We start from the raw sequence: 24,164 nt of genomic DNA on the forward strand, positions 1-24,164 counted from the left end.
ATTGAAAAGCCCTTAAGATGCTCTCTTAAGGGCTTTATTATTTCGAGGCATTTATGCTCATCCGTAGTTCACGTACACAAACCGTTTTGCTTTTTATTCTGGTGCTGCTTGCGAGTCAGGCTTATTCCTATTTTGCGATATTCAACTATGCACTGTTGCCGAGCTTACAACAGTTTAATCGTATATTGGCCCACGAAGTAAGCTTAATGCTGGACGACTATGTCGAGGTTGAGAACGGGGTATATTTAGAAGCGCCATCGAGAAGAAAACTATTAGAGAAATTGGGGGTAACAGCCCATCATAAAGATGAACCGATTGGTGAAGAGTTCGATACGGCGACCAGCATTGATTTTTTGAGTGAACATATGAGCCAAGAGCTTGGCAGCGATGCCGAAGTTAGATTAGCTCTGGATAGCGAAAGCTATATTTTGTGGATAAAGATAGATCAATTACCCAATGTTTTATTACGGATCCCGCTTTCGGAGTTGCAAGAAGAAGACTTCATACCGTTGTTTCGAAATAGCCTGTTAATGGCGGTTCTTATTATCTTTGCGGGTTGGATCTTTGTAAGAATCCAAAATAGGCCTTTGATGGCATTAGAAGGTGCCGCGAGAATGGTGGGAAGAGGTGAATTTCCACCTCCTTTGGCGGAAAGAGGTGCGAATGAAATAAGGGCCGTAACCCATGCCTTTAATCAGATGGCAAAGGATATCCAAGTTCTTGAAGAGGATAGAGCGTTTTTGATGGCAGGAATAAGCCATGATTTGCGTACTCCATTGACTCGAATACGATTAGCGACAGAAATGATGTCGCCAAAAGACAGCTATCTGGCCGAGGGTATTATTCAAGATACCGAAGAATGCAACGAGATTATTGGTCAGTTTATGGATTACCTGAAACCAGTTAACAAAGAAGGCTTTGATAATGTTGACCTTAATAATCTAGCATTGGCGGTATCTGTCGCTATCAAGGATGAATCCATTGATATAGAAACCGATATTTCGCAGGAAGATTGCTTGCTGTTAGGTAGTGAGATTGAAGTAAAGCGATCGTTAACTAATTTAATGGTGAATGCGGAAAGGTATGGCAACGGTTGGGTGCGAATAGCCACGGGCACAACCGCAGACAAGCACACTATCTGGGTGAGTGTTGAAGACAATGGGCCCGGAATCGATATAGAGCAGTCAGATAAGCTTTTTGAACCCTTTACGCGAGGTGACTCAGCAAGAGGCAGTGAAGGAACGGGTTTAGGCTTGGCTATCGTAAAACGAATTGTCACTCAGCATAGTGGCACTATTTCAGTGATTAACCGTTCTGAGGGAGGGTTACGAGTACAGCTTAATTTTCCTACGGCTTCTCGACAAAATAGGCTTAACAAACGGACAAAAAGAACCTAAGCCTTAAGCGAGTGTGTGGCCAACATGTCTAGGCGTTTGAGTAAATATCTCGTTCGCCTAACCAGCGCTCGATTATTGATTTTGCATTGTCTGGGTACTGATCATGTATGAATCTGGCCATTCGTTGAATTTCAGGGATGAGCCTTTGATCTCTGACTAAGTCGGCAATCATTAAATCGGCGATACCCGTCTGTTTTGTCCCCAATAGTTCTCCCGGGCCTCTAATTTCCAAGTCACGTTGGGCGATAACAAATCCATCATTACTTTCACGTAAAACACTTAAACGTTTTTGCGCTGTTTTAGATAAAGGAGAGTGATAAAGTAATACACAATGACTCGCAATCGTTCCGCGCCCGACACGACCGCGAAGCTGGTGAAGCTGAGCAAGCCCTAAACGTTCTGGGTTTTCGATAATCATCAAACTGGAATTGGGAACATCAACGCCTACTTCTATAACCGTTGTCGCAACCAATAAATGCAACTCATTGTTTTTGAACTGCAACATTACTGCCTGTTTTTCTGCTGATTTCATTCGGCCATGCACTAAACCTATTTTTAGATCTGGTAGTTGCCTTTGTAGCTCTTCTGCCGTATCCGCAGCCGCTTGCGCTTCTAATACTTCAGATTCATCGATAAGCGTGCAGACCCAATAGGCTTGCTTTCCTTCGTTTAGGCAAGCATTTTGAACTCTATCGATAATCATGCTTCGCTTTGTATCTGGGATCGCCACCGTTTGAATGGGTGTTCTTCCTGGTGGTAACTCGTCAATGATTGATGTTTCTAAATCGGCATAGGCGGTCATTGCCAAGGTTCGAGGTATTGGGGTTGCAGTCATGATGAGTTGATGAGGAAAAGAGCCTTGAGCTTCTCCTTTTTCTCGTAACTTTAATCGTTGATGAACACCAAATCGATGCTGCTCATCAATAATGACTAACGCCAGTTGGTTGAACTCGACGTGGTCTTGGAAAAGGGCATGGGTTCCAACCACCATTTTAGCGTCGCCAGAGACAATTTTATTTAACTCTGTTTGTCTGGTTTTACCTTTCAATTTCCCTGCTAACCAAGCGACTTGAATCCCTAAAGGCTCTAACCAATTCGTGAAATTTATTGCGTGCTGCTCTGCTAACAACTCGGTAGGTGCCATAAGTGCGACTTGGTACCCATGTGATATTGCTCTAACCGCCGCCAGTGCAGCAACCAATGTTTTACCTGAACCTACATCACCTTGTACTAAACGCATCATTGGGTGAGGTTTAACTAAGTCTGCTTCTATCTCTTCAACCACTCTGTTTTGTGCATTAGTGGGGGAGAAAGGTAGCTGAGCTAAAAGCTTTTCTTTAAAGTTTCCTATTTCAGATAAAGGTAATGCGGTGTCTTGTTGGCCTTTATTTCGAATCGCGAGCATGGATAAATTTTGGGCGATTAGTTCTTCAATAATAAGACGTTGTTGAGCGGGTGTTTTTCCTTCATCAAAATCGTCTATATTAGTATCTGGTGGTGGGCGATGGATAGTGTGCAGTGCCTGAGCCAATGTGAGTTGATTGTTATACAGACCATTAGGAAGAAGCTCTTCAACGGCTGATTTGTCTAATAACAATAAGGCTTGCTCACTGAGATTTCTAAGGGTGTTTTGTCTCAGCCCTTCTGTTGTTGGGTAGACCGGTGTTAGATTTTGCTCAATGTCTGGGGTGGTTGCTGGTGCAAAGAATTTATAATCTGGATGTACAATTTCCAAGCCATAATTACCACGTTTTATTTCCCCATAAGCGTGAACCTGCTTGCCCTCTGAGAAGTTGTTTTTCATCCCCGCAGTGAAATTAAAAAAGCGCAGGGTCAATGTACCATTACCGTCGCTTATCTTTACGCTGAGCATTTTTTTTCTGCCAAAGATAGTATCGACGCTCATTACTTTTCCTTGCACGGCAGCCCATAGACCTGAATGAACCTTCGCCATTGGGTAAATTCTAGTGCGGTCTTCGTAACGTAAAGGTAGGTGAAACAGAAGGTCTTGAACGGTATGTAAGCCCACTTTAATCAACTTCTCGGCAACCTTTGCTCCAACACCAACTAATGATGTGATTGGAATAGCGGATAAAAGCTGTGACATAAGTAAACTCACTTTTTAGTTCTTAGCCCTGACATTCAAGCACTTTACTGTCTATTTGTACAGGTCTTTAAGTTTGGCAATAGTATGGTGCAGTTAGAACTAAGCTCCAATAAAAAAGCACTCTAAAGAGAGTGCTTTCAAAGCATGGAAGTAATTCTAGCTTACTTACTGTAGACCAAGTTTTTTCTCAAGGTAATGAATGTTAGCACCGCCATGTTGGAAGTTTTCATCATTCATTATTTCTTGTTGCAAGGATATGTTAGTTTTGATGCCTTCGATGATCATTTCACTTAACGCATTTTTCATACGTGCAATGGCCACATCACGATTCTCTCCGTAGGTAATAAGCTTGCCTATCATCGAGTCATAATGAGGTGGAACCGTATAGCCAGTATAGATATGCGATTCCCAACGAACCCCCATACCACCTGGTGCGTGGAATCGGTTGATCGTGCCCGGGCAAGGTAAGAAGCGCACAGGATCTTCAGCGTTGATTCGACATTCGATTGAGTGCCCGCTTAGCTTTATATCGTCTTGAGTAAACGACAGTGGTTGACCTGCTGCAACACGAAGCTGTTCTTTAATTAGATCAACACCTGTTACCATTTCAGTGACCGGATGCTCTACCTGAATACGAGTATTCATTTCGATAAAGTAGAATTCACCATTCTCATACAAGAACTCAAAGGTACCTGCACCACGATAGTTAATTTCAATACATGCACGGGTACAACGTTCGCCGATGAACTTACGCATTTCGGCAGTGATACCTGGAGCAGGCGCTTCTTCCACTACTTTTTGATGGCGACGTTGCATTGAACAATCACGCTCACCAAGATGAATTGCACCACCTTGACCATCGGCAATAATTTGTACTTCAACGTGACGAGGGTTTTCAAGGTATTTCTCCATGTAAACCACGTCGTTATTGAATGCCGCTTTTGCTTCTGCACGTGTCATTGCGATGGCTTCAACGAGATCGGCTTCACCACGAACAACACGCATGCCACGGCCACCACCGCCACCAGAGGCTTTGATAATGACCGGATAGCCAATACGCTTTGCGTGGGCTTTGTTAAGGCTTGCGTCGTCATCTAGAGGGCCGTCAGAACCAGGTACACATGGCACACCTGCTTTCTTCATTGCACTAATCGCCGATACCTTGTCACCCATTATGCGGATAGTTTCTGCTTTAGGGCCGACAAAAATAAAGCCGCTACGTTCAACTTGCTCTGCAAAATCTGCGTTTTCAGACAAGAAACCGTAACCCGGATGAATAGCAACTGCGCCAGTAACTTCCGCGGCTGAAATAATGCGAGGAATATTCAGGTAGCTATCAATACCACGAGCAGGACCGATGCAAATAGATTCATCGGCCAATAATACGTGTTTTAGGTCTCGGTCAGCGGTGGAGTGGACCGCCACTGTTTTGATACCTATTTCTTTACAAGCGCGAAGTATACGAAGTGCAATTTCACCTCGGTTCGCGATGACTAATTTGTCCAGCATAGTGAATCGCCTCTATTATTCGATAACAACAAGTGGTTGATCGAATTCTACTGTTGCACCGTCTTCGATTAGAATTGCAGTTACAACACCAGATTTATCAGATTCAATTTGGTTCATCATTTTCATTGCTTCTACGATACCAATAGTATCGCCAGCAGAAACAGTTTGGCCCACTTCAACAAATGATTTTGCTTCTGGGCTTGGAGAGCGATAGAAAGTGCCGACCATTGGAGAAAGAACTTTGTGACCAGCAGGTTCTGCTATAACGGGTGCGGCTTCTGCTGTTGGAGCAGCGACGGCAGGTGCAAGTGCGGGAGCAGGTGCGGCATATTGCATAGGAGCAAATTGTGCTGGGCTGTTACGACTGATGCGTACTGATTCTTCACCTTCTGAGATCTCAAGTTCGCAAATACCAGATTCTTCTACTAGTTCGATAAGTTTCTTTATTTTACGTATATCCATCTTTTCGTTCTCTTTATCTGTTGGACGCCTTTACTCTATGACAGAGTGAAGCGAAATTAGTTCTTTACGATTTTGACGTCAGTTGTTCTATCGCTGCCGTCAAAGCAAATTGGTAACCTTGAGCACCTAGTCCACATATTACGCCTATCGCTTTATCGGATAGATAAGAGTGATGGCGAAAAGGTTCACGAGCATGAACATTGGACAGATGTACTTCTATAAAAGGAATGGCTACACCTAACAAAGCATCACGTAGTGCAATACTGGTGTGGGTAAATGCAGCCGGATTGATGATAATGAAATCAACATTATTATGAGCGGCATGCACGGCTTCTAGCAGTTCATATTCTCTGTTTGATTGTAGATGCTGAAGTTCAACACCTGCGCTATTGGCCTGAATCATTAAACTATCCACTATCTGATCTAGGGTCTGCGAACCGTAGTGACCAGGCTCTCTAACCCCTAATAGGTTAAGATTTGGACCGTTTAAAAGTAGAATGCGTAACTTTGCAGTCATCTTGTGCCTATCTTCCTTTAATTAGATCTGATTCAATATATCTATAATATTATAGACAGTTTTAATGATTTTTCAGTCAATTTTCAATCATTCATCATTTTAGACCCCGATTATAGCTAATTCACTGCAAATAGCAGCATTTTACTGGTCTAATCTCTTTGTTCTCAGCTTTCTAATTGTTACAGAGTTAACATTTTTGACAACTTGTCGAACAAATATTGTCCGTAAAACAAGATGTTTTTCGAAGTTTAGATACGTCGTTTTAAGCGATGGTTGAATTTGAGGCAAAAAAAAGCGCTACATTAAGTAGCGCAAATGGTTGGAGTTATCTTACTTATGATTTTTAAGACATATCTGCTTTTTCAGCGATAAGTTTGTCAACAACACTAGGATCGGCGAGTGTTGATGTGTCGCCTAGGTTGCTTGTATCACCGGTTGCAATTTTTCGCAGTATACGACGCATGATCTTGCCTGAACGAGTTTTTGGCAAAGAATCAGTCCAATGAAGTACGTCTGGTGTTGCAATTGGACCTATCTCTTTGCGAACCCAGTTTTTTACTTCTTTGTGCAGTTCTGCACTTGGGTATTCACCATCGTTCAATGTGATATAGGCGTAAATGGCTTGGCCTTTAATATCATGAGGAACCCCCACAATGGCGGCTTCAGCAATCTTACTAAAGGCCACGAGTGCTGATTCTATCTCTGCCGTACCCATACGGTGGCCAGACACGTTCAATACATCATCAACACGTCCAGTGATCCAGTAATAACCGTCCTCGTCTCGACGAGCGCCGTCACTGGTAAAATACATGCCCTTAAATGTAGAAAAATAGGTCTGTTCAAAACGGTCATGATCACCGTAAATGCTACGCATCTGCCCGGGCCAAGAGTCAAGAATAACGAGGTTACCTTCTGCAGCGCCCTCAACGATGTTACCCATGTTATCGACAAGTGCGGGTTGAACACCAAAGAATGGTCGTGTAGCGGAGCCCGGTTTTAAATCTGTCGCGCCCGGAAGAGGTGAGATGAGAATGCCGCCAGTCTCGGTTTGCCACCATGTATCCACTATAGGTGATTTCTCATTACCAATAGTTTTGTAATACCATTCCCACGCTTCAGGGTTTATCGGCTCGCCAACAGAGCCCATAATGCGAAGGCTGCTACGGTTGGTACCTTTAATCGCCTCGTCGCCTTTCGCCATAAGGGCGCGGATAGCGGTTGGTGCTGTATATAAAATAGAGACTTGATGTTTGTCTACCACTTCGCTCATTCGACTGGTATTAGGATAATTTGGCACACCTTCAAACAAGATAGTTTTAGCACCGTTTGAAAGAGGACCATAAACAAGGTACGTATGACCAGTAATCCAACCTACGTCCGCGGTACACCAAAAAGTATCGCCTTCATGGTAGTCAAACACATACTTGAAGGTCATGGTGGCATAAACGAGATAACCACCAGTGGTATGTAGCACGCCTTTCGGTTTACCTGTAGATCCTGAAGTGTAAAGAATAAATAATGGGTCTTCTGCTTTCATCTCTTCTGGTGGGCAGTCATCTGAAGCTTTCGCTGTTGCTTCGTGCCACCAAATATCACGATGTTCATGCCAATCTATATCACCACCAGTACGCTTAAGTACCATCACTTTGCTGATGTTTTTTACTTCTGGATTCGTCAATGCTTCATCAACGTTTTTCTTCAATGGAACGGCTCGTCCTGCACGAACGCCCTCATCCGCGGTGATCACAACTTTTGCATTAGAGTCAATAATGCGCCCTGAAAGCGCTTCTGGCGAGAAGCCACCAAATACAACAGTATGAACGGCCCCGATACGAGTACATGCCAACATGGCAACCGCTGCTTCTGGTACCATCGGCATGTAAAGACATACCACATCGCCTTTACGAACACCGGCTTCTTTCAATGCATTGGAGAAGCGGCATACTTCTTTATGTAGTTCATTGAAGGTTAGGCTCTTGTCTACATTAGGATCGTCACCTTCCCAGATAATCGCGACCTCATCCCCTTTGTCTGCAAGATGGCGATCAATACAGTTAGCTGAAACATTAAGTGTACCGTCTTCAAACCAACGAATATCAACATGACCGGTATCAAATGAAGTGCTTTTGACATGGGTGAAAGGTTTTATCCAATCAACAATCTTGCCGTGCTCCCCCCAGAATCCTTCTGGATCGCTGACAGACTGTTGATACATGGATAGATAAGTATCGTTATCTGCATGGGTTAGGGCTTTAATACTATCTTTGACTGGATACACACTCATTGCTTCTCTCCTTGTGATTTAAGCAAACTTCCATTGAGTTCATTTTGATAAGCATTGTGCTATTGATTTTTATAACCTAACTAATAGCTATAACTGTCGGTTAATACGCGTTTTTTCTCAATTAGACTTTAGGATAAATTGAGACGTTGGGTCGTTCAATATGGGTTATTTTTTGAATTTTTTTATTAACTTGTGCTGCGGGTTATAAATCTCAGCGGTATAACTAAAAAAGTTATCGCATGTAAGCCGAACTTAGCGTTGGCAAATCACCATAAGTTAATCGAACATAGACTAGTGCGGCAGAGATGGCGTCTTGCAATGCGTCATGTTTATTGTTTTGAGGCGGTAGGTTCAGGTGTTTGCATATTGCGTCTAAACTTAAATCAAAATAAGCATTAGGGAGGTGTTTCTCTAACATTTCATGATAGATATGACTGACCTCTATGAGCTTGTTGGGCAATGGAAACCCAAGTTGCTTTTTACACGCGATATCTAATATCGTCTTGTCATAACGGATGTGGTACCCGACTAATGGACGATTACCTATAAATGTGATTAATGCTTTTAGTGCCTCTTTCTCGCTTATGCCGTCGATGAGATCTTGGTGGCGGATGCGGTGAATTCGTACGGAACCCGAATCTAAAGACTGCGGTGCTCGAAGCCGTACATGGAATGGTTCACTGGTAATGATCCTATTACCTATGATCTTGGTTGCCGCAATAGTGACCAACTCAGCTCTTTTAGGATCTAAGCTGGTTGTTTCACAATCAAGAGAGACTAATTCTTGATTCATAGGTGCAGCGAAGAGGTCACGGTAAGGTGATTCTTTGAGTTTGTAGTGCCACCAGTTGCGCCTAAGCCAATTCATGCCTAATCCCTAATTTGATAATGATAACCGAGCCACTGCTTGAATTTCTTCACCACGTGTAGGCTGTGTCTAAGTAGGTCACGTTCGGTTCTGTCTAATAGTTTTAGTTCGATCTTGTTGTGGCTATGTTGCTGGGACAATTGTTGTGTTAGACGAAGTTTTAGGAAAAGTTTTAATGCTTCGCTGAGGTTCTCTGCGGTTTCTTTTTCTAACACGTTCTTCTCTTGAAGAGCAATTAGTCTGTCGAAAGTGTTATTCACATCGAGGGCATGCTCTAGGCTCAAAGCTCAAAGCTCTAACCCCATGAACGATCGGAAATATTCCACCTCCCTTGATATCGACCCCTTCTTTGGATGATTTAACTTTTCCAAACAAGGTAAGCGGTATCGAAAAATTCAGGGCAGGGCGAGTAAATTCCGCGAGAATAAGTTCTTGATTCGCCATTCGTTTAATCAAGTAATTTTTAATTGGCGTTAATAGTGCCTTATTGCCCGCGACCGCATGAGCATCAGCGACGATGGCAAGCTTCATTACTTGTTCGGGTCTTGCTGCTGATATCCAACTGCCGAGTGTTTTTTCCCAGTCGGCGCTATGCTTCACCCAATCAGGGTTATTTACCATGACTTTGCCGGGACAGAGTGGATATCCAAGTTGTTGTAGCGTGTGTGTTAGGTTATTCATAATAGAGGGTAGGTTTGCTATCTCTATATCATTTTTGATGATCAGGGCGTTATCTTGATCGGTTTTTAATATCTGCTCTCCACGACCCTCTGAACCTAAAACAATCAGGCAGATATCATCATGGTTAGCGGGTGGAACGACAAGCTCGAACGCTTTTTCAATTATCTGCTCATTGACCGCAGATATTAGCTCCATGATAAATCGAGTACGAATACCGTTGGTGATTAAGCTCTCAACTAAGTTTCTCTGTTTGTTTGCAGCAAGCGCTAACTCATCGATACTGCTCGCTCGTGCAATACTTAAAGTCAGTACATGAGAATGAGTAGAAAATGCACTTAATATTTGGGTCATATCTAACATGCCTACGGCGTCATTTCCTTCACACACCATGACCCTTTTCATTTTCTGTTTTGTCATGGTTATCATTGCATTAAACAGGAAATCACCATCATCAACATGGAATACAGGGAAGGTGGCTATATCACCAACCGCGGTGTCCATTGGTTGCTCTTCTAACATGACGGCGTGCAGCATATTGGTTCTGGTTACAATGGCATACGGATGTTCGTTGGCGTTTTCTAACACTCGTTTGTCGTTATCACTAAGTCTAACAAGTGCCGCATCTACCCCCTTTTCTTTTAGCATTTTTGTGACGTCTATTAGGGGAAGATCAGGCTCAAGGACTAAAGGAGGGTGATAAATTGTGCTATCCACCTTGGTTAAAATGAATTCTGCAAGGTTCTGTTGCTGTTGCGCCGCCTCAATTAGCTCCTGACGCTTTGCTAAATTGGTGTCAAAGTAGGCTGCAAACTGACCATTTGCGTTGTACAGATCGAGAAACTTTTGAGTAGGTAATAGATAGGATAATGTATCCTCGAGCGCGACATATTTATGTTTTGCGAAGTCATCAAATTGAGAGCGAACGTCAAAAATATCGTCGTTTGCGTAATGGGCAAATATCTCCAGATCGTCGGCTGAGCGTTCTTCTACCGCACCTTTGATTAAAATATGCAAAAAATGACATTTTTCACCGGCCTTTAGTAGCACGTCTTTTTCTCTGTAGTAGGCGACATCGAGAGAAGAACGTAATTCTAACTGCTGCGTTTCAGATAAACGGTCAAATGGGGGTGATTGCATATTAAATTTGTCAGGCATGGCAAGATTTACTCCTAGTAAAACCTTACTTACTAGTCTGGCAAGTTTCTCCTTAACCTCCAGACGACTTTGGTCTAATGGTGGAGTAATAGGGAATGGAAAATTAACAATTGTTCCCTTTTTAAGTTAAGGGATCGTAGGCATAATGGCGACGATTTCTATAACACTCTAAATAGCTAGGTTAATTATGTTTTCCCCATCGCCTTATGGCTGGATTTCGCAGTACTTTATTGGTTTCTTTTTCGCTTACGGCGTATATATCCCATTTTGGGCACTCTGGTTTAAAGAGCAGGGCGTCTCGGCGAGTGATATAGGTTTGTTGATGGGGCTGGCATTCGCGACTCGATTTATTGCGAATCTTTTCATTACACCTAGGCTACATAAAGTTGAGCACCTACTTCCGGCTATACGTTGGCTTAGTTTCTTTTCCGTCATTTTTATCTGGTTTCACTTCTTTACTGGTGGAAACTTCTGGATGATGGCGGGTGCCACCATTCTGTTCAATCTTTGTTGTGGTCCTGCAATCCCTCTTTCTGATGCGATGACAAATTACTACGCGAAGCTTGGCAAGCTCGATTACGGAAGAACGCGTTTGTGGGGTTCTATCGCCTTTATATTTGGCTCAACAGTCGTCGGTTATTTAATTTCGCTATATGGCACAGATATGATAGTCCATACTGCGTTAGCGGGTACCGCTGTTGGTCTGTTGTTGTCTATGCGAACCCCGAACCCTCCGCCGATCAGTGTAACGGATGAAGATTCAGTTAGGCCCAAACTACTTACTTTGGTAAAGAGACCGGATGTGTTTCGATTTTTGATTTTACTCTCTCTTATCCATGGGAGTCATGCTGCGTATTACAGCTTTAGTACCATCTACTGGAAATCGATAGGTCATCCAGAGAATGTGATTGGTTACCTATGGAGCATTGGTGTTATTGCAGAGATTACTGTCTTTGCAACCAGCAGAAGGTTATTTAGTGGTATGAGCCTGCGAACCATGTTCTTGATTGCTTCTGCGGGTATTGCACTGCGTTGGTCTTTAACCGCTACTGTCACGGATGTTTGGGCATTGGGCGTGATTCAATTACTGCATGGTGTGACGTTTGCAACTGCACATCTAGCCGCCATTCGGTATATTCAGCGAGCAAAGCAGAACGAAATGGTGCCTTTACAAGCGCTGTACAATGCCATTCCTATGGGGGCGTTTACTGCGGTAATGACGGCATTAAGTGGTGTCGGTTTTGAGTTGTGGAACGCGAACGTATTTTGGGTTATGGCTTCAATGGGCATTTTGGCGCTCTTTGTTAGGGTGGATCCAAAAAAAGGGCTACCTGAGCCACAGATTGAGAGCTAACCACCTGAGAATTAACAGTTGTTTTACTACACTAAAACCGGAATCGAGTATTCTGGTTTTTTTTGTGTCTAAAAACGGAATCGAGTATTCTGGTTTTTTTTGTGTCTAAAAACGGTTCAAGGAAGGTGTAATGCAAGGATGGATTGTTGTTCCTGTGACTTTAGCGTATCTCGGGATTCTATTTTTAATCGCATGGTACGGTGACAGGCAAACCAAGTGGTTGTCGCGTTGGCGTCCGTGGATTTATAGCCTATCTATTGCTGTGTACTGTACCTCATGGACATTCTATGGAACCGTTGGACAAGCCAGTAATAACCCATGGTCATTTCTTCCTATTTATATTGCTCCAATTTTAGTCTTTGTATTTGGCTGGCGAGTACTCGCGCGGCTTATACTCATTGCGAAACGAGAACACATTACCTCCATTGCTGACTTTATAGCGGCAAGGTACGGCAAGTCGCAAGGGTTAGCGGTTACCGTTACCTTGATAGCAGTGGTGGGAATATTGCCTTATATTGCACTGCAATTAAGGGGAATAACGATGGGGTTAGATATCATCGCTCCAGAGCTCACCTCTAAGTTGGGTTACGAAGACGGCCATGTATCTTGGTTTGTTGTGGGGGCGTTGGCAGTCTTTACCATTTTATTTGGAACGCGCCATATCGACAATACTGAGCATCATCGCGGTATGATGATGGCCGTTGCTTTTGAATCTATTGTGAAACTTGCGGCTTTTTTAGTGGTGGGATTATTTATATTTTATCTCGCATTGAGTCGCCCTGAAATTGAATTAATTGACATAGCGATAGAGACCTACAAACCACCAAACGTTCCAGCATTAGTCATACATACCTTATTGACGATGGCGGCGATAGTCTGCTTGCCAAGGCAGTTCCACACTATGGTTGTTGAAAATGAACGGGCACAAGATCTTCATGTGGCGAGGCGTGTATTTCCTGCTTATCTCGTGCTCATCGGCTTGTTTGTTTTGCCTATTTCTTGGGTAGGGCAAAGCCTTTTAGCTGGAAGTCCCGCAGATGCATATGTGATCAGTTTGCCGCTTTCTGTAGGAGCCAATGACATTGCACTATTGGCATTTTTAGGTGGAACATCGGCCGCGAGCGGTATGGTGATTGTGTCTACCATTGCCCTAGCCATTATGGTCTCTAATGATCTTGTTTTTCCACTGTTGCTTCGTAGAATAAAACTCTCCCATCATGCTCATACTCACTTTTCAGGGCTATTGCTCAATGTTCGTCGGGTGTTGATTCTGCTTATTTTGTTCGGGGCTTGGGGTTTTTACATGGCACTGGATAATATCCGGTCGTTATCGATTATTGGTTTGCTCTCTTTTGCGGCGATCGCCCAATTTTCCCCTGCACTTATCGGTGGCATGTATTGGCGATTGGGTAACAAAAAAGGTGTCTATGTTGGTTTGTTAGCAGGTTTCACAATCTGGCTCGTCACGCTAATGAGCCAAACCAGTATGCTGGCCGGTGATTCAGAAAGTAATTTTTTGCTGTGGATTATTCGACCCCCGCAATTTTTAGTGGATTGGTCACTTACTTCATCGGATTGGGGGATGGCACTGAGTGTTATCGTCAATACCCTGTGTTATGTATTCATTTCATTGGTTACACGCTCTAGCCTAAGTGAGCGCTTACAATCGGCTGCTTTTGTTGGAACCCCGTTGCCAGAAAGTGAGAATATAAGTTTGTACCAAAGCCGAGTGACGGTTTTGGAACTAGAAATGTTGGCTGGTCGCTTTGTCGGTCGAACCCGAGCGAGAACGGCCTTTAATCATTATTGGCGACAAGAAGAACATACTTTGCAGCCCAATCAACAGGCTTCATCTGGGTTGATTCGTCATACTGAAAGAGTACTCGCTGGCGTTTTTGGTGCATCTTCCGCTAAGTTAGTGCTTACTTCTGCTCTTCAAGGTAAAAACATGCAACTAGAAGAAGTTGCGACGATAGTAGATGAAGCATCTGAGCTGTATGATTTTAGTCGTGGATTGTTGCAAGGTGCGATTGAACATATTAGCCAAGGGATTACTGTCGTCGACAAACAACTTCGGATCGTGGCATGGAACCAGAGATATATAGAGCTGTTTGAGTTTCCGTCGGGGTTAATTCAGATTGGGAGGCCGATAGCCGAGGTCATTCGTCACAATGCGCAAATGGGGTTGTGTGGCCCTGGTGACCCAGAAGATCATGTTCGCAAACGTGTCTATCATTTAGAGTGTGGTACGCAGCATACTTCCTCACGTGTTTATCCAGATGGAACGGTTATTGAAGTTCAGGGGAACCCTATGCCCGGTGGTGGGTTCGTGATGAGTTTTTCTGATATCACCGTATTCCGGGAAGCCGAAAAGACGTTAAAAGAGGTGAATGAGAACCTAGAGACGAGAGTATTAGAGCGAACGCAAGAACTCGAAGACCTTAATAAACGGTTAGTGTCCGCCACACGGAGCGCAAATACCGAATCACAATCTAAAACACGGTTTTTAGCGGCAGTTAGCCATGATTTGATGCAGCCACTTAATGCCGCACGGCTTTTTGCATCGTCACTTTCTGAGGTGGCAAAAGAGAGTGAAACCAAGCAATTGTCTACCCACATAGAAAGTGCATTGGGTGCGGCGGAAGAGTTAATTGGTGACTTATTGGATATATCCAGACTTGAATCAGGAAAACTAAAAACGGATATAAGAGGATTTAAACTCAACGAGGTCTTGAATAATCTTAATGCAGAGTTTAGTGCGTTAGCGAAGCAACAAGGTATTGATTTCAAGATGACCCCATCCAATCTCATCGTTCATTCAGATCCTAAATTGCTACGTCGTGTGTTACAGAACTTTTTAACAAACGCTTTTCGGTATAACCCGAAAGGGAAGGTGTTATTGGGTACTCGTAGGGTAAAAGGTCAGGTAAGAATAGAAGTTTGGGATAATGGGGTTGGTATTGCCCAAGATAAACAATCGGAGATCTTTGATGAATTTACCCGTGGTGATCCAAGCCATGTTTCCCAAGGGCTTGGTATTGGTCTCGCTATTTCTCGAGGCATCGCTCGCGTACTAGAACATGATATTGGTTTGCGTTCATGGCCTAGTGAAGGTTCCGTTTTTTCAATTATGTTGGATCGAGGTGAAATCACTGAAGCTGATATCGTGACGGCTCCAACACAAAACAATTTGGCATTATTAGATGTTAAGGTGCTTTGTGTGGATAACGAGCGAGATATACTCACTGGGATGAGAAATTTAATAGAGCGATGGGGCTGTGATGTTCGAACGGCTCAAGATCTAGTCGAGAGCCTACAGTTGATACACGATGATTGGATTCCTGACGTAATATTTTCTGATTATCGATTAGATAATGACAGAACTGGGCTAGAGGTGCTACAGCAGTGTCGATTACGTTTAGGTGATAGTTTTGAAGGCATTATCATCAGTGCGGATCGAACGGAAGATATGCTAAGTGCGATAAAATCGAACGGGTTCGGATTCATCGCTAAGCCAGTTAAACCACTAAAACTTAGAGCCGTTCTTAACCGAGTTAATGGATAGGCACGTTAACTATCATAAGTGAGTTCAAGTCATTGTCGTTGTGAATTAGTCTACCTGAACGTCAATAATTGGCCGACTAAAGGCGCGATAACCCGATCGTATATCTTCATCAAGTGCTCGATCGTGTGAGAGAATAGGACGTTTATCTAGCGGAAAATATCCAATATCTGATATTTCAGTATTCTTAATAAAATCACCTTCTACGGGTTCAGCAACAAAAAAGAAAAACCGATGCATAAAGCATCGGTTTTCGGTTTTCGGTTTAATCAAGGTTTTGATTAATGGTCGTGAGCGGCACCCGAACCTTTAGGGTAACGGATAGACTCAACCAAATCTTGAACGTCTTGTGGTACTTCAGCCGTAAATTTGTTTACAACAATAGACACGATGAAGTTCACACACATACCTAATGTACCGATACCTTCTGGGCTAATACCAAACAACCAGTTATCAGACACGTTTGCTGCCGGGTTGATAAACTTGAAGTAGATGATATAAACCGTTGTAAATGCGATACCAGAAAGCATACCTGCGATAGCCCCTTCTTTATTCATCTTCTTATAGAAGATACCCAAGATGATTGCTGGGAAGAAGGAGGATGCTGCCAAGCCGAAGGCAAAGGCGACAACCTGCGCGACAAAGCCTGGTGGATTAATACCTAAATAACCTGCACATACAATAGCGAAGAAGGCGGCCATCCTAGCGGCAAACAACTCCTGTTTATCCGTCATATTTGGCCTAAACCCTTTCTTCAATAAATCATGGGATATCGACGTAGAGATGACCAGTAACAAACCTGCTGCTGTAGATAGTGCTGCTGCCAAGCCACCCGCGGCTAGTAAAGCAACGACCCAGTTTGGAAGCTTAGCTAACTCAGGTGATGCCAATACAATGATATCTCGGTTGATCTTCATCTCGTTGCGTTCATCGCCAGAGTAGAACATCTTACCGTCGCCATTCTTATCGTCCCATGAGACTAAACCTGTATCCTCCCAGTTTTTGTACCAAGTTGGTGCCTCAGTACCTTGGACCCCTTGCATATCTGGTCCATTGATTGTCTCTATCATGTTCACACGAGCAAACGCGGCCACAGCTGGCGCTGTTGTGTAAAGTATAGAGATGAATATCAATGCATAACCTGCAGAGATACGCGCATCAGATACTTTAGGAACCGTAAAGAAGCGAATTATTACGTGAGGTAGTCCCGCAGTACCAACCATTAGAGCCGCACAGATAAAGAATACGTCAACCATACTCTTCGACCCATCGGTATAGGCGGTAAAGCCAAGCTCTTGTGTTAGTCCATCAAGTTTGTCTAATAGGTAGACGTCACTGCCTGTCACGGTTGAACCGAACCCTAGTTGCGGAACTGGAGAGCCGGTCATCATAAGAGAGGTAAAGATTGCTGGAACCATGAAAGCAAAGATAAGTACGCAGTACTGAGCGACTTGAGTATAGGTAATACCTTTCATGCCACCTAAAACAGCATAGAAGAACACCACACCCATTCCTATGATGATACCCATATTGATATCAACTTCTAAGAAGCGAGCAAATACCACTCCTACGCCACGCATCTGACCTGCGACATAAGTGAACGATACGAAGATTGCACAGAATACGGCTACCATTCGAGCGGTTCTTGAGTAATAACGGTCACCGATAAAATCGGGTACAGTAAATTTACCGAACTTACGTAGGTAAGGTGCAAGACAAAGCGCAAGTAGTACGTAACCACCTGTCCAGCCCATTAGGTATACGCCACCATCGTAACCGATGAATGAAATGATACCTGCCATTGAAATAAACGATGCAGCTGACATCCAGTCTGCCGCCGTTGCCATGCCATTTGCGATTGGGTGAACACCACCGCCTGCAATGTAGAACTCACTTGTTGAGCCAGCGCGAGCCCAAATTGCTATGCCGATATACAATGCAAATGTAATACCGACAAGAATAAACGTCCAAGTTTGAATATCCATTTCTAAAGCCTCTTAATCTTCCTGTACGTTATATTTCTTATCGAGCGCATTCATGCGCGCAACATAAACAAAAATCAACACTACGAATGTGTAGATTGAACCTTGTTGAGCGAACCAGAAACCTAATTTGAAGCCACCAATTTTGATAGTATCTAAAGCGTCTACAAATAAAATTCCAGCGCCAAATGACACTAGGAACCATATTGCGAGTAGTGAGCCCATGATTTTTAGGTTTTCCTTCCAGTAGGCTTGAGCGTGATCCGAGGATTCGAATGACATTGCCTTCTCCTTCCGTTTAGTTATTGGGTGTTAACAAACTGTTACGGAATATAGATTAGCAGTACTCTAAAAATATCTCAGTGCAACTTTAGTCGAGCGAGGAAATGAGAAAACGCCCGTAATTAGGGCGTTTATGATAGGTCGGTTATAAAAAACGTATGTTAACAATTTATTAACATAGCCTAAGGTCTAATACTCTACACCTAAGGTCTAACTCTCAAATTCAAGGTGTTGAAGAAGAATGACCGCTTGGGTTCTATTCTGTACACCTAATTTACGGAAGATGGCGGTCATATGGGCTTTGATCGTCGCCTCGGAGACACTTAATTCATACGCAATTTGCTTATTCAGCAGGCCATCCGACAGCATGCCAAGCACTCGATATTGTTGAGGAGTAAGCGATGCGAGTTTTTCTGCAAGATCAGTATTAACATTACTGTTTTTGAGAAGCTCTTCTGGGAAGAAAGGGTCACCGTTTAATACTTGATTTAGGGCGCTAATAAGAGCGCGCATATCGCTTGATTTTGGAATGAATCCAAAGGCGCCATGGGTTTTCACCTGGGCGACAACATTTGGTTCCTCGTTTGCTGAAATGACCACAATAGGCAGATCAGGATACTCAGCTCTTAACTGAATAAGGCCTGACATGCCATTAGTCCCTGGCATTTTTAGATCGAGTAAAAGGAGGTCGGGTTCCGCCTCTTTGTTGAGCAAACTTAATAAAGCTTCAAGCGAGTCCGCTTCGAGTAAATTTGCACCACTGATCGCCATGTGTACAGACTGAAATAATGCATTTCTGAACAGTGGATGGTCATCAGCTATGATGATGGTATAAGTCGATTCCATGACGTTAAGGGCTCTTTATAATTTAGTTTAATAATAGCTTCAAAATTAAGTATTGTATGCTTTGTGGCAATGAACAATATTTGAACGCTAAATTTCTGAACAGTATCGACTTTTAAGTAATATTTAGTGTTGGCGATACATGAAATTACGGTTTTTTGCGATGTTGTTTTGCTGGATAGATAATAAATGTGGCGAAGTTGAAATGATTGGGAAAGATTCGTAAGGCAGATGAACGCAACAGAGGGTGCTACGTTCATGTTTTTTATCGGCGTATCTACCACATCGTGATTGACGAAGCCTCTCAGGCTGTAGACAGAATTAATTGCCGATAATTTGGTTTTCTAGATGCTTAAGAAACGGTTCTGCTTCGACAAAACCCGTTAATCTTGCGTTGATGACATAGTTACCATTTGCGTCCCAAAAATCGACGGTTGGTAAGCCCATCACTTTTAAACGTTTAAACAGTTCGATATCGTCAGGGCTATTCTTGGTTACGTCGGCTTGCAATAGCACAAAGTCTTTTAATTTGCTTTCTACCTCTGACGTGTGAAAGGTATATTTTTCAAATTCTTTGCAGGCGACACACCAATCGGCATAAAAGTCTAACATGACCGGTTTGTTGGCTATGTTTGCCAGTACAAGTTGTTTATCTAGTTCATCGACAGAGCTGATACGAGTGAAAGTTACCTGAGGTTGGTAAGCATTCACAGACCCATCCCCAAACCATTGGTTATATACAGGCATTACGGAAGCAATCAGCCCTAAAACAGCAATAATGCCGATAAAACTTTGCTTCCACCCTCCGAATTCCAAACTATTTTTAGCATGATAAAGCCAACCAAAGGCTGTGACCCCAAGAATACCCCACAGGGTGATCGCCCATTGCTCAGGGATAATTCTTTCGATTAAGAATACGGGAGCAGCCAAAAGAATAAATCCAAATAAAATTTTAACTCTATCCATCCATGCACCGGCTCTTGGCAGTAACTTATTACCAAATACGGCCACAATAATGAGTGGAATACCCATGCCTAAACCAAGCGCATAGAGCGCCACGGCACCTGTTAATAGGTCACCACTTTGTGCGACATAAAGTAGAGCACCAGATAGTGGTGCCGTGGTGCAGGGTGAGCAAACCAACCCAGAAATAGCGCCCATGGCGAATACACCAACTAGGTTGCCACCTTTCTGCTTATTGCTTTGCTGACTAAGCCACGTTTGAATACGGTTTGGTAACTGAATGGTGTAAAAACCAAACATCGACATCGCGAGGAAGACAAACAGGATACTCAATCCGATCAGTACCAATGGATGCTGCAGAGCTGCTTGAAATTGAAGCCCTGCCGAGGCGACAACCAGACCGAGTAAGGTGTAGGTTAGGGCCATGCCTTGAACATAAACAAAGGAAAGACCAAATGTTCTCGCCGGGCTGAGTTTTCCACTGCCCAATACAATGCTAGTAAGGATAGGGTACATAGGGAAGACACATGGTGTAAACGCCAAGCCAACACCGAGCGCTAAAAACATGAGAGGCGTCCACCAACTGTCGGCTAGGCTCCCGGCAAGTTCAGATTCTTTACTTAATAATGGAGCTTTCTTTGCTGAGGTGGCTTCTAGATTTGCGGTATTGCTTTTTATAGAGTCAACAATTGCCGCCGGAGTACTTGCTTGTGAAATCGGTTTTAGGTCGATTATTTTTGTTTCCGGAGGGTAACAAAAACCTGCTTTTGCACAGCCTTGATATTGGACGATAAGTTTCGCCCCGTCATTAACAGAAAGCAAAGGGACCTTAACGCTTAAAGGTTCGGTATAGATATTGACTGACCCAAAAAACTCATCTTTATATGGCGTGCCATCGATGATATTTAAGGCATCTATTTGGGCATTTTCGACACTAATGGAGAGGCGTTGTTGATATAGATAGTAACCTTCCAGTACATCCCATTCAAGATGAACCGTATCCCCTATTTGACTTGCATAAAAAGGAAAGGCTTGCTGAACCGTAACAAAATCAGAATTGTTATTATTAAAGCCGGCACCTGTACTTGATGAGCTATTACTATCAAAAAGTGCGAAAGCTGAACCAGAAAATGAGAGCAATCCAACAAGTACTAAGGTAAAAAAAACGCGCATATAAGTAACTACTAAGCCAAATAAGATAAAGATAAGACCGAGCAAGGTCTATAAAGGTTTCATCATACTAGAGAATAGTCGAAAAAATAGTGAATAAACTAACATGAACAAAAATAAAGGAGACTGAAGCCGCCTTTATTTTTGGGTTATGTCAGAAAGAATATAGCGTTAATCGTAGCGTTTCGCCTTGTACTGGGGCGTTATTAAGTTTTCTACAGAGAATATTTCGTCTAGCTGCTCTGCGGTAAGTAGGCCTCTTTCAAGTACAACTTCGCGGACATTTTTGCCTGTTTCGGCACAAATTCTCCCTACAATATCGCCCTCATGGTGGCCAATATATGGATTGAGATAAGTGACTATACCAATAGAATTGAATACAAAATTTTCACACACTTCTTTGTTGACGGTAATACCATCAACGCATTTGTCACGTAGGTTAACGCAGGCATTTTTTAGTAGGTCTAATGATTCGAACATGCTCTGAGCGATAACAGGTTCCATGACGTTAAGTTGAAGTTGCCCACCTTCTGCGGCAAATGCAATGGTGGTGTCATTGCCCATCACTTTAAAGCAGACTTGGTTGACCACTTCAGGTACGACTGGATTGACTTTTGCAGGCATAATCGATGAACCCGCTTGGAGTTCAGGCAGGTTTAGCTCATTGAAGCCTGCACGAGGGCCCGATGAAAGCAATCGCAGGTCGTTACAGATCTTCGATAGTTTCACGGCTAGTCGTTTTAGTGCACTGTGCGCCATGACATAAGCACCGCAGTCTGACGTCGCTTCTATTAGATCTTCAGCAGGGACACAACGGTATCCCGTGACATCAGCGAGGTGCTTAACAGCGAGTACTTGATACCCGCTTGCGGCGTTCAAACCTGTACCGATGGCTGTTGCTCCAAGGTTCACCTCTAACAACAACTCAGCAATGTATTTTAGATTACGGATCTCTTCGTTGATGGTTACAGACCAAGCGCGAAATTCCTGACCAACGGTCATGGGCACTGCATCTTGAAGTTGAGTACGTCCCATTTTGATAACCGAATTAAACTCTTTGCTCTTTAAATCGAATGCGCCTTTGAGGTATTCGACGGCTTCAATAAGGTGATAAATACTGGTGTAAACCGCAACGCGGAACCCTGTCGGATAGGCACAGTTAGTAGATTGGCTTTTGTTGACATGATCGTTTGGATTGATAAATTCGTATTGGCCTTTTTCTTTGCCCATCAGTTCCAAAGCAACATTGGCGACCACTTCGTTGGTATTCATATTGACCGATGTGCCGGCGCCACCTTGAAAAACATCGGATGGAAATTGATCCATGCACTTACCTGTTTGCAAAATAAGGTCACAGGCTTTAATGATATGGTTGGCAACATCACTAGGAAGAACACTCAGTTCTTTGTTTGCCAGAGCTGCCGCTTTTTTTGTCATTATCATTCCGCGTACAAATTCAGGCACGTCGGATATGGTATTGTTTGAGATATTAAAGTTTTCTATTGCACGGAGTGTATGAATTCCGTAATAAGCATCAATGGGGACGTGGCGTTCGCCGAGGAGGTCGTGTTCAATTCTTGTGGCAGGTTTTGATATTGACGCTGTTTTATTTAGTTTGCTCATAGTTTAGCCTCGGATGATTATTCCAAAAAATAATGAATGAATGGCCATTTCTGCTTTGTAGCTTACTTTTGATAGTTTAGTTAGTATAAAACTCTTGTGAGTTTTGAGGTAAATCATACTCAAATTGTATTACAAAAATAGTCGCTCGATCATATTTCTGCTCTATATTTTGTAAAATAACGATCATTTGCATTAATACTGTAAAATATCGTAATTGCACTGTTGGCTTTATGGTTTTGCAAGTAAACTTATTGACCAAACTTATTGACCAAATTTATAGTTGGAGAGCGTGTGTTTCCTATTTTATTATTGCTTTTTATCTGTGTCCCTATTATTGAAATAGGCCTATTTATTCAAGTCGGTGGGTTTCTTGGGTTGTGGCCTACTATAGCGTTGGTGCTTGTTACTGCATTTGCTGGTGCATCGCTTGTGCGCAGTCAAGGTATTGCGACACTCATGTCAGTTCAAGGACGTTTGCAACAAGGTGAAATGCCGGCTCAACAAATTGTTGAAGGGGTTATGTTAGCGGTCGCAGGCGTGCTTTTATTGACTCCTGGTTTTATGACTGACGCATTTGGAATGCTTGTTTTATTACCTGCGCCTCGAGCAAAAATGGCGAAAGAGTTGATGAAAAGAGTTAAGGTTAATACGATGGCAAGTGGTGGTGGCTTTCACGCACAAAGTGGATTTGGTCAAAGTCCGTTTGGACAAAATCCTTTCCAATCACCCCGTGATGATGGCAATACTTTCGAAGGAGAGTATGAAAAAAAAGATGATGATGACAATGATGGATCAAATAATCGTCTGAATTAGAACCTTTGGCTTCTAGGTACGATAACCTAGAAGCTTATCCTTTCTTTATTAAATCGCGCCTTCAAATCCTAATTGACGCCATGCTTCAAAGGCAATAATGGCAACCGCATTAGAGAGATTCAAGCTTCGGCTATCTGGCATCATAGGGATACGGATTCTCTGCTCTAACGGTAGGCTTTCAATCAGCTCTGCGGGTAACCCACGCGTTTCGGGGCCGAATAATAACACGTCATTCTTTTGGAACTTTGCGTCTACGTGATGACCTGTAGTCTTGGTTGTACAAGCAAAAATTCTGAATGACCCTTCACGTTCATTTTCCAAGTAATCCATAAACGTCGCCAGATCCTTATGCCTTTTTACTCGTGCAAGATCGTGGTAATCCAAGCCTGCTCTGCGCACTTTTTTCTCTTCCAGATCGAAGCCTAACGGTTCAATAAGGTGCAAGTTTGCTCCGCAATTGGCGCTTAAGCGGATGATATTACCGGTATTTGGGGCGATTTCTGGTTCAAATAGTGCAATGTCGAGCATGATTATCAACGTAATTGGTTGCTGGAAGAGCGAGTATAACTAGGGTCAGTTCGGTTTCAAAGAA

Annotated in this window: 17 protein-coding genes and 1 pseudogene; 4 read left to right on the top strand and 14 right to left on the bottom strand. The window is 43.1% G+C overall.

The window, feature by feature from the left end:
* Positions 1–53 precede the first annotated feature (53 nt).
* Positions 54–1,397: a two-component system sensor histidine kinase EnvZ gene (gene envZ, locus AACW90_RS17960; RefSeq protein WP_390237149.1), complete on the top strand. Its 1,344-nt coding sequence runs from the start codon at positions 54–56 to the stop codon at positions 1,395–1,397.
* A gap of 28 nt (positions 1,398–1,425) precedes the next feature.
* Here the strand turns inward: envZ and recG are convergent, their stop codons facing one another.
* The 7 genes and pseudogenes from recG to AACW90_RS17995 all read right to left on the bottom strand — a co-directional run bounded on the left by recG (position 1,426) and on the right by AACW90_RS17995 (position 10,980).
* Positions 1,426–3,504, bottom strand: coding sequence for an ATP-dependent DNA helicase RecG (gene recG / locus AACW90_RS17965; RefSeq protein WP_390237151.1), 2,079 nt, complete (start codon positions 3,502–3,504; stop codon positions 1,426–1,428).
* A gap of 165 nt (positions 3,505–3,669) precedes the next feature.
* Positions 3,670–5,013, bottom strand: coding sequence for an acetyl-CoA carboxylase biotin carboxylase subunit (gene accC, locus AACW90_RS17970; protein ID WP_390237153.1), 1,344 nt, complete (start codon positions 5,011–5,013; stop codon positions 3,670–3,672).
* Between the two features lie 15 nt (positions 5,014–5,028).
* Entirely contained in the window at positions 5,029–5,475 is a 447-nt protein-coding gene (accB, locus tag AACW90_RS17975; protein WP_390237155.1) for an acetyl-CoA carboxylase biotin carboxyl carrier protein, read from the bottom strand.
* A gap of 64 nt (positions 5,476–5,539) precedes the next feature.
* Positions 5,540–5,992: a type II 3-dehydroquinate dehydratase gene (aroQ, locus tag AACW90_RS17980; RefSeq protein ID WP_390237157.1), complete on the bottom strand. Its 453-nt coding sequence runs from the start codon at positions 5,990–5,992 to the stop codon at positions 5,540–5,542.
* A 343-nt stretch (positions 5,993–6,335) separates the two neighbouring features.
* Positions 6,336–8,276 (bottom strand): acetate--CoA ligase, encoded by a 1,941-nt coding sequence (acs, locus tag AACW90_RS17985; protein ID WP_390237159.1) that lies wholly within the window; start codon positions 8,274–8,276, stop codon positions 6,336–6,338.
* 232 nt (positions 8,277–8,508) lie between these two features.
* Positions 8,509–9,144: a 3'-5' exonuclease gene (locus tag AACW90_RS17990; RefSeq protein ID WP_390237162.1), complete on the bottom strand. Its 636-nt coding sequence runs from the start codon at positions 9,142–9,144 to the stop codon at positions 8,509–8,511.
* Between the two features lie 2 nt (positions 9,145–9,146).
* Positions 9,147–10,980: pseudogene (locus AACW90_RS17995) on the bottom strand (DUF294 nucleotidyltransferase-like domain-containing protein).
* Between the two features lie 187 nt (positions 10,981–11,167).
* On the opposite strand from AACW90_RS17995, the gene AACW90_RS18000 reads away from it, so the two are divergent.
* On the top strand, positions 11,168–12,334 hold the full coding sequence (locus AACW90_RS18000; protein WP_390237165.1) for a 3-phenylpropionate MFS transporter: 1,167 nt from the start codon (positions 11,168–11,170) through the stop codon (positions 12,332–12,334).
* A gap of 130 nt (positions 12,335–12,464) precedes the next feature.
* Entirely contained in the window at positions 12,465–15,899 is a 3,435-nt protein-coding gene (locus AACW90_RS18005; protein ID WP_390237167.1) for a PAS-domain containing protein, read from the top strand.
* 45 nt (positions 15,900–15,944) lie between these two features.
* Here AACW90_RS18005 and AACW90_RS18010 read toward each other — a convergent pair whose 3' ends face one another.
* The 6 genes from AACW90_RS18010 to aspA form a co-directional block, all read right to left on the bottom strand.
* Complete coding sequence (locus AACW90_RS18010; RefSeq protein ID WP_390237169.1) at positions 15,945–16,136, bottom strand: NUDIX hydrolase; 192 nt, start codon at positions 16,134–16,136, stop codon at positions 15,945–15,947.
* A 41-nt stretch (positions 16,137–16,177) separates the two neighbouring features.
* A complete protein-coding gene (locus tag AACW90_RS18015) occupies positions 16,178–17,881 on the bottom strand; it encodes a sodium:solute symporter family protein (protein ID WP_390237171.1) in 1,704 nt (567 codons plus the stop codon).
* Positions 17,882–17,893: 12 nt separating this feature from the next.
* Entirely contained in the window at positions 17,894–18,160 is a 267-nt protein-coding gene (locus AACW90_RS18020; RefSeq protein WP_195704578.1) for a DUF4212 domain-containing protein, read from the bottom strand.
* 210 nt (positions 18,161–18,370) lie between these two features.
* Positions 18,371–19,006 (bottom strand): response regulator, encoded by a 636-nt coding sequence (locus tag AACW90_RS18025; protein ID WP_195704577.1) that lies wholly within the window; start codon positions 19,004–19,006, stop codon positions 18,371–18,373.
* A 318-nt stretch (positions 19,007–19,324) separates the two neighbouring features.
* Positions 19,325–21,139, bottom strand: coding sequence for a protein-disulfide reductase DsbD (locus tag AACW90_RS18030; RefSeq protein WP_390237174.1), 1,815 nt, complete (start codon positions 21,137–21,139; stop codon positions 19,325–19,327).
* Between the two features lie 168 nt (positions 21,140–21,307).
* Entirely contained in the window at positions 21,308–22,759 is a 1,452-nt protein-coding gene (gene aspA, locus AACW90_RS18035; protein ID WP_390237176.1) for an aspartate ammonia-lyase, read from the bottom strand.
* Positions 22,760–23,050: 291 nt separating this feature from the next.
* Between aspA and AACW90_RS18040 the strand changes: the two genes are divergently transcribed.
* Positions 23,051–23,572 (top strand): FxsA family protein, encoded by a 522-nt coding sequence (locus AACW90_RS18040; protein ID WP_390237178.1) that lies wholly within the window; start codon positions 23,051–23,053, stop codon positions 23,570–23,572.
* A gap of 48 nt (positions 23,573–23,620) precedes the next feature.
* Here AACW90_RS18040 and AACW90_RS18045 read toward each other — a convergent pair whose 3' ends face one another.
* Entirely contained in the window at positions 23,621–24,100 is a 480-nt protein-coding gene (locus AACW90_RS18045) for a tRNA (cytidine(34)-2'-O)-methyltransferase (RefSeq protein ID WP_390237180.1), read from the bottom strand.
* Positions 24,101–24,164: the final 64 nt, after the last annotated feature.

Source organism: Vibrio frigidus (genome assembly GCF_042465995.1).
Taxonomy (GTDB): Bacteria; Pseudomonadota; Gammaproteobacteria; order Enterobacterales; family Vibrionaceae; genus Vibrio.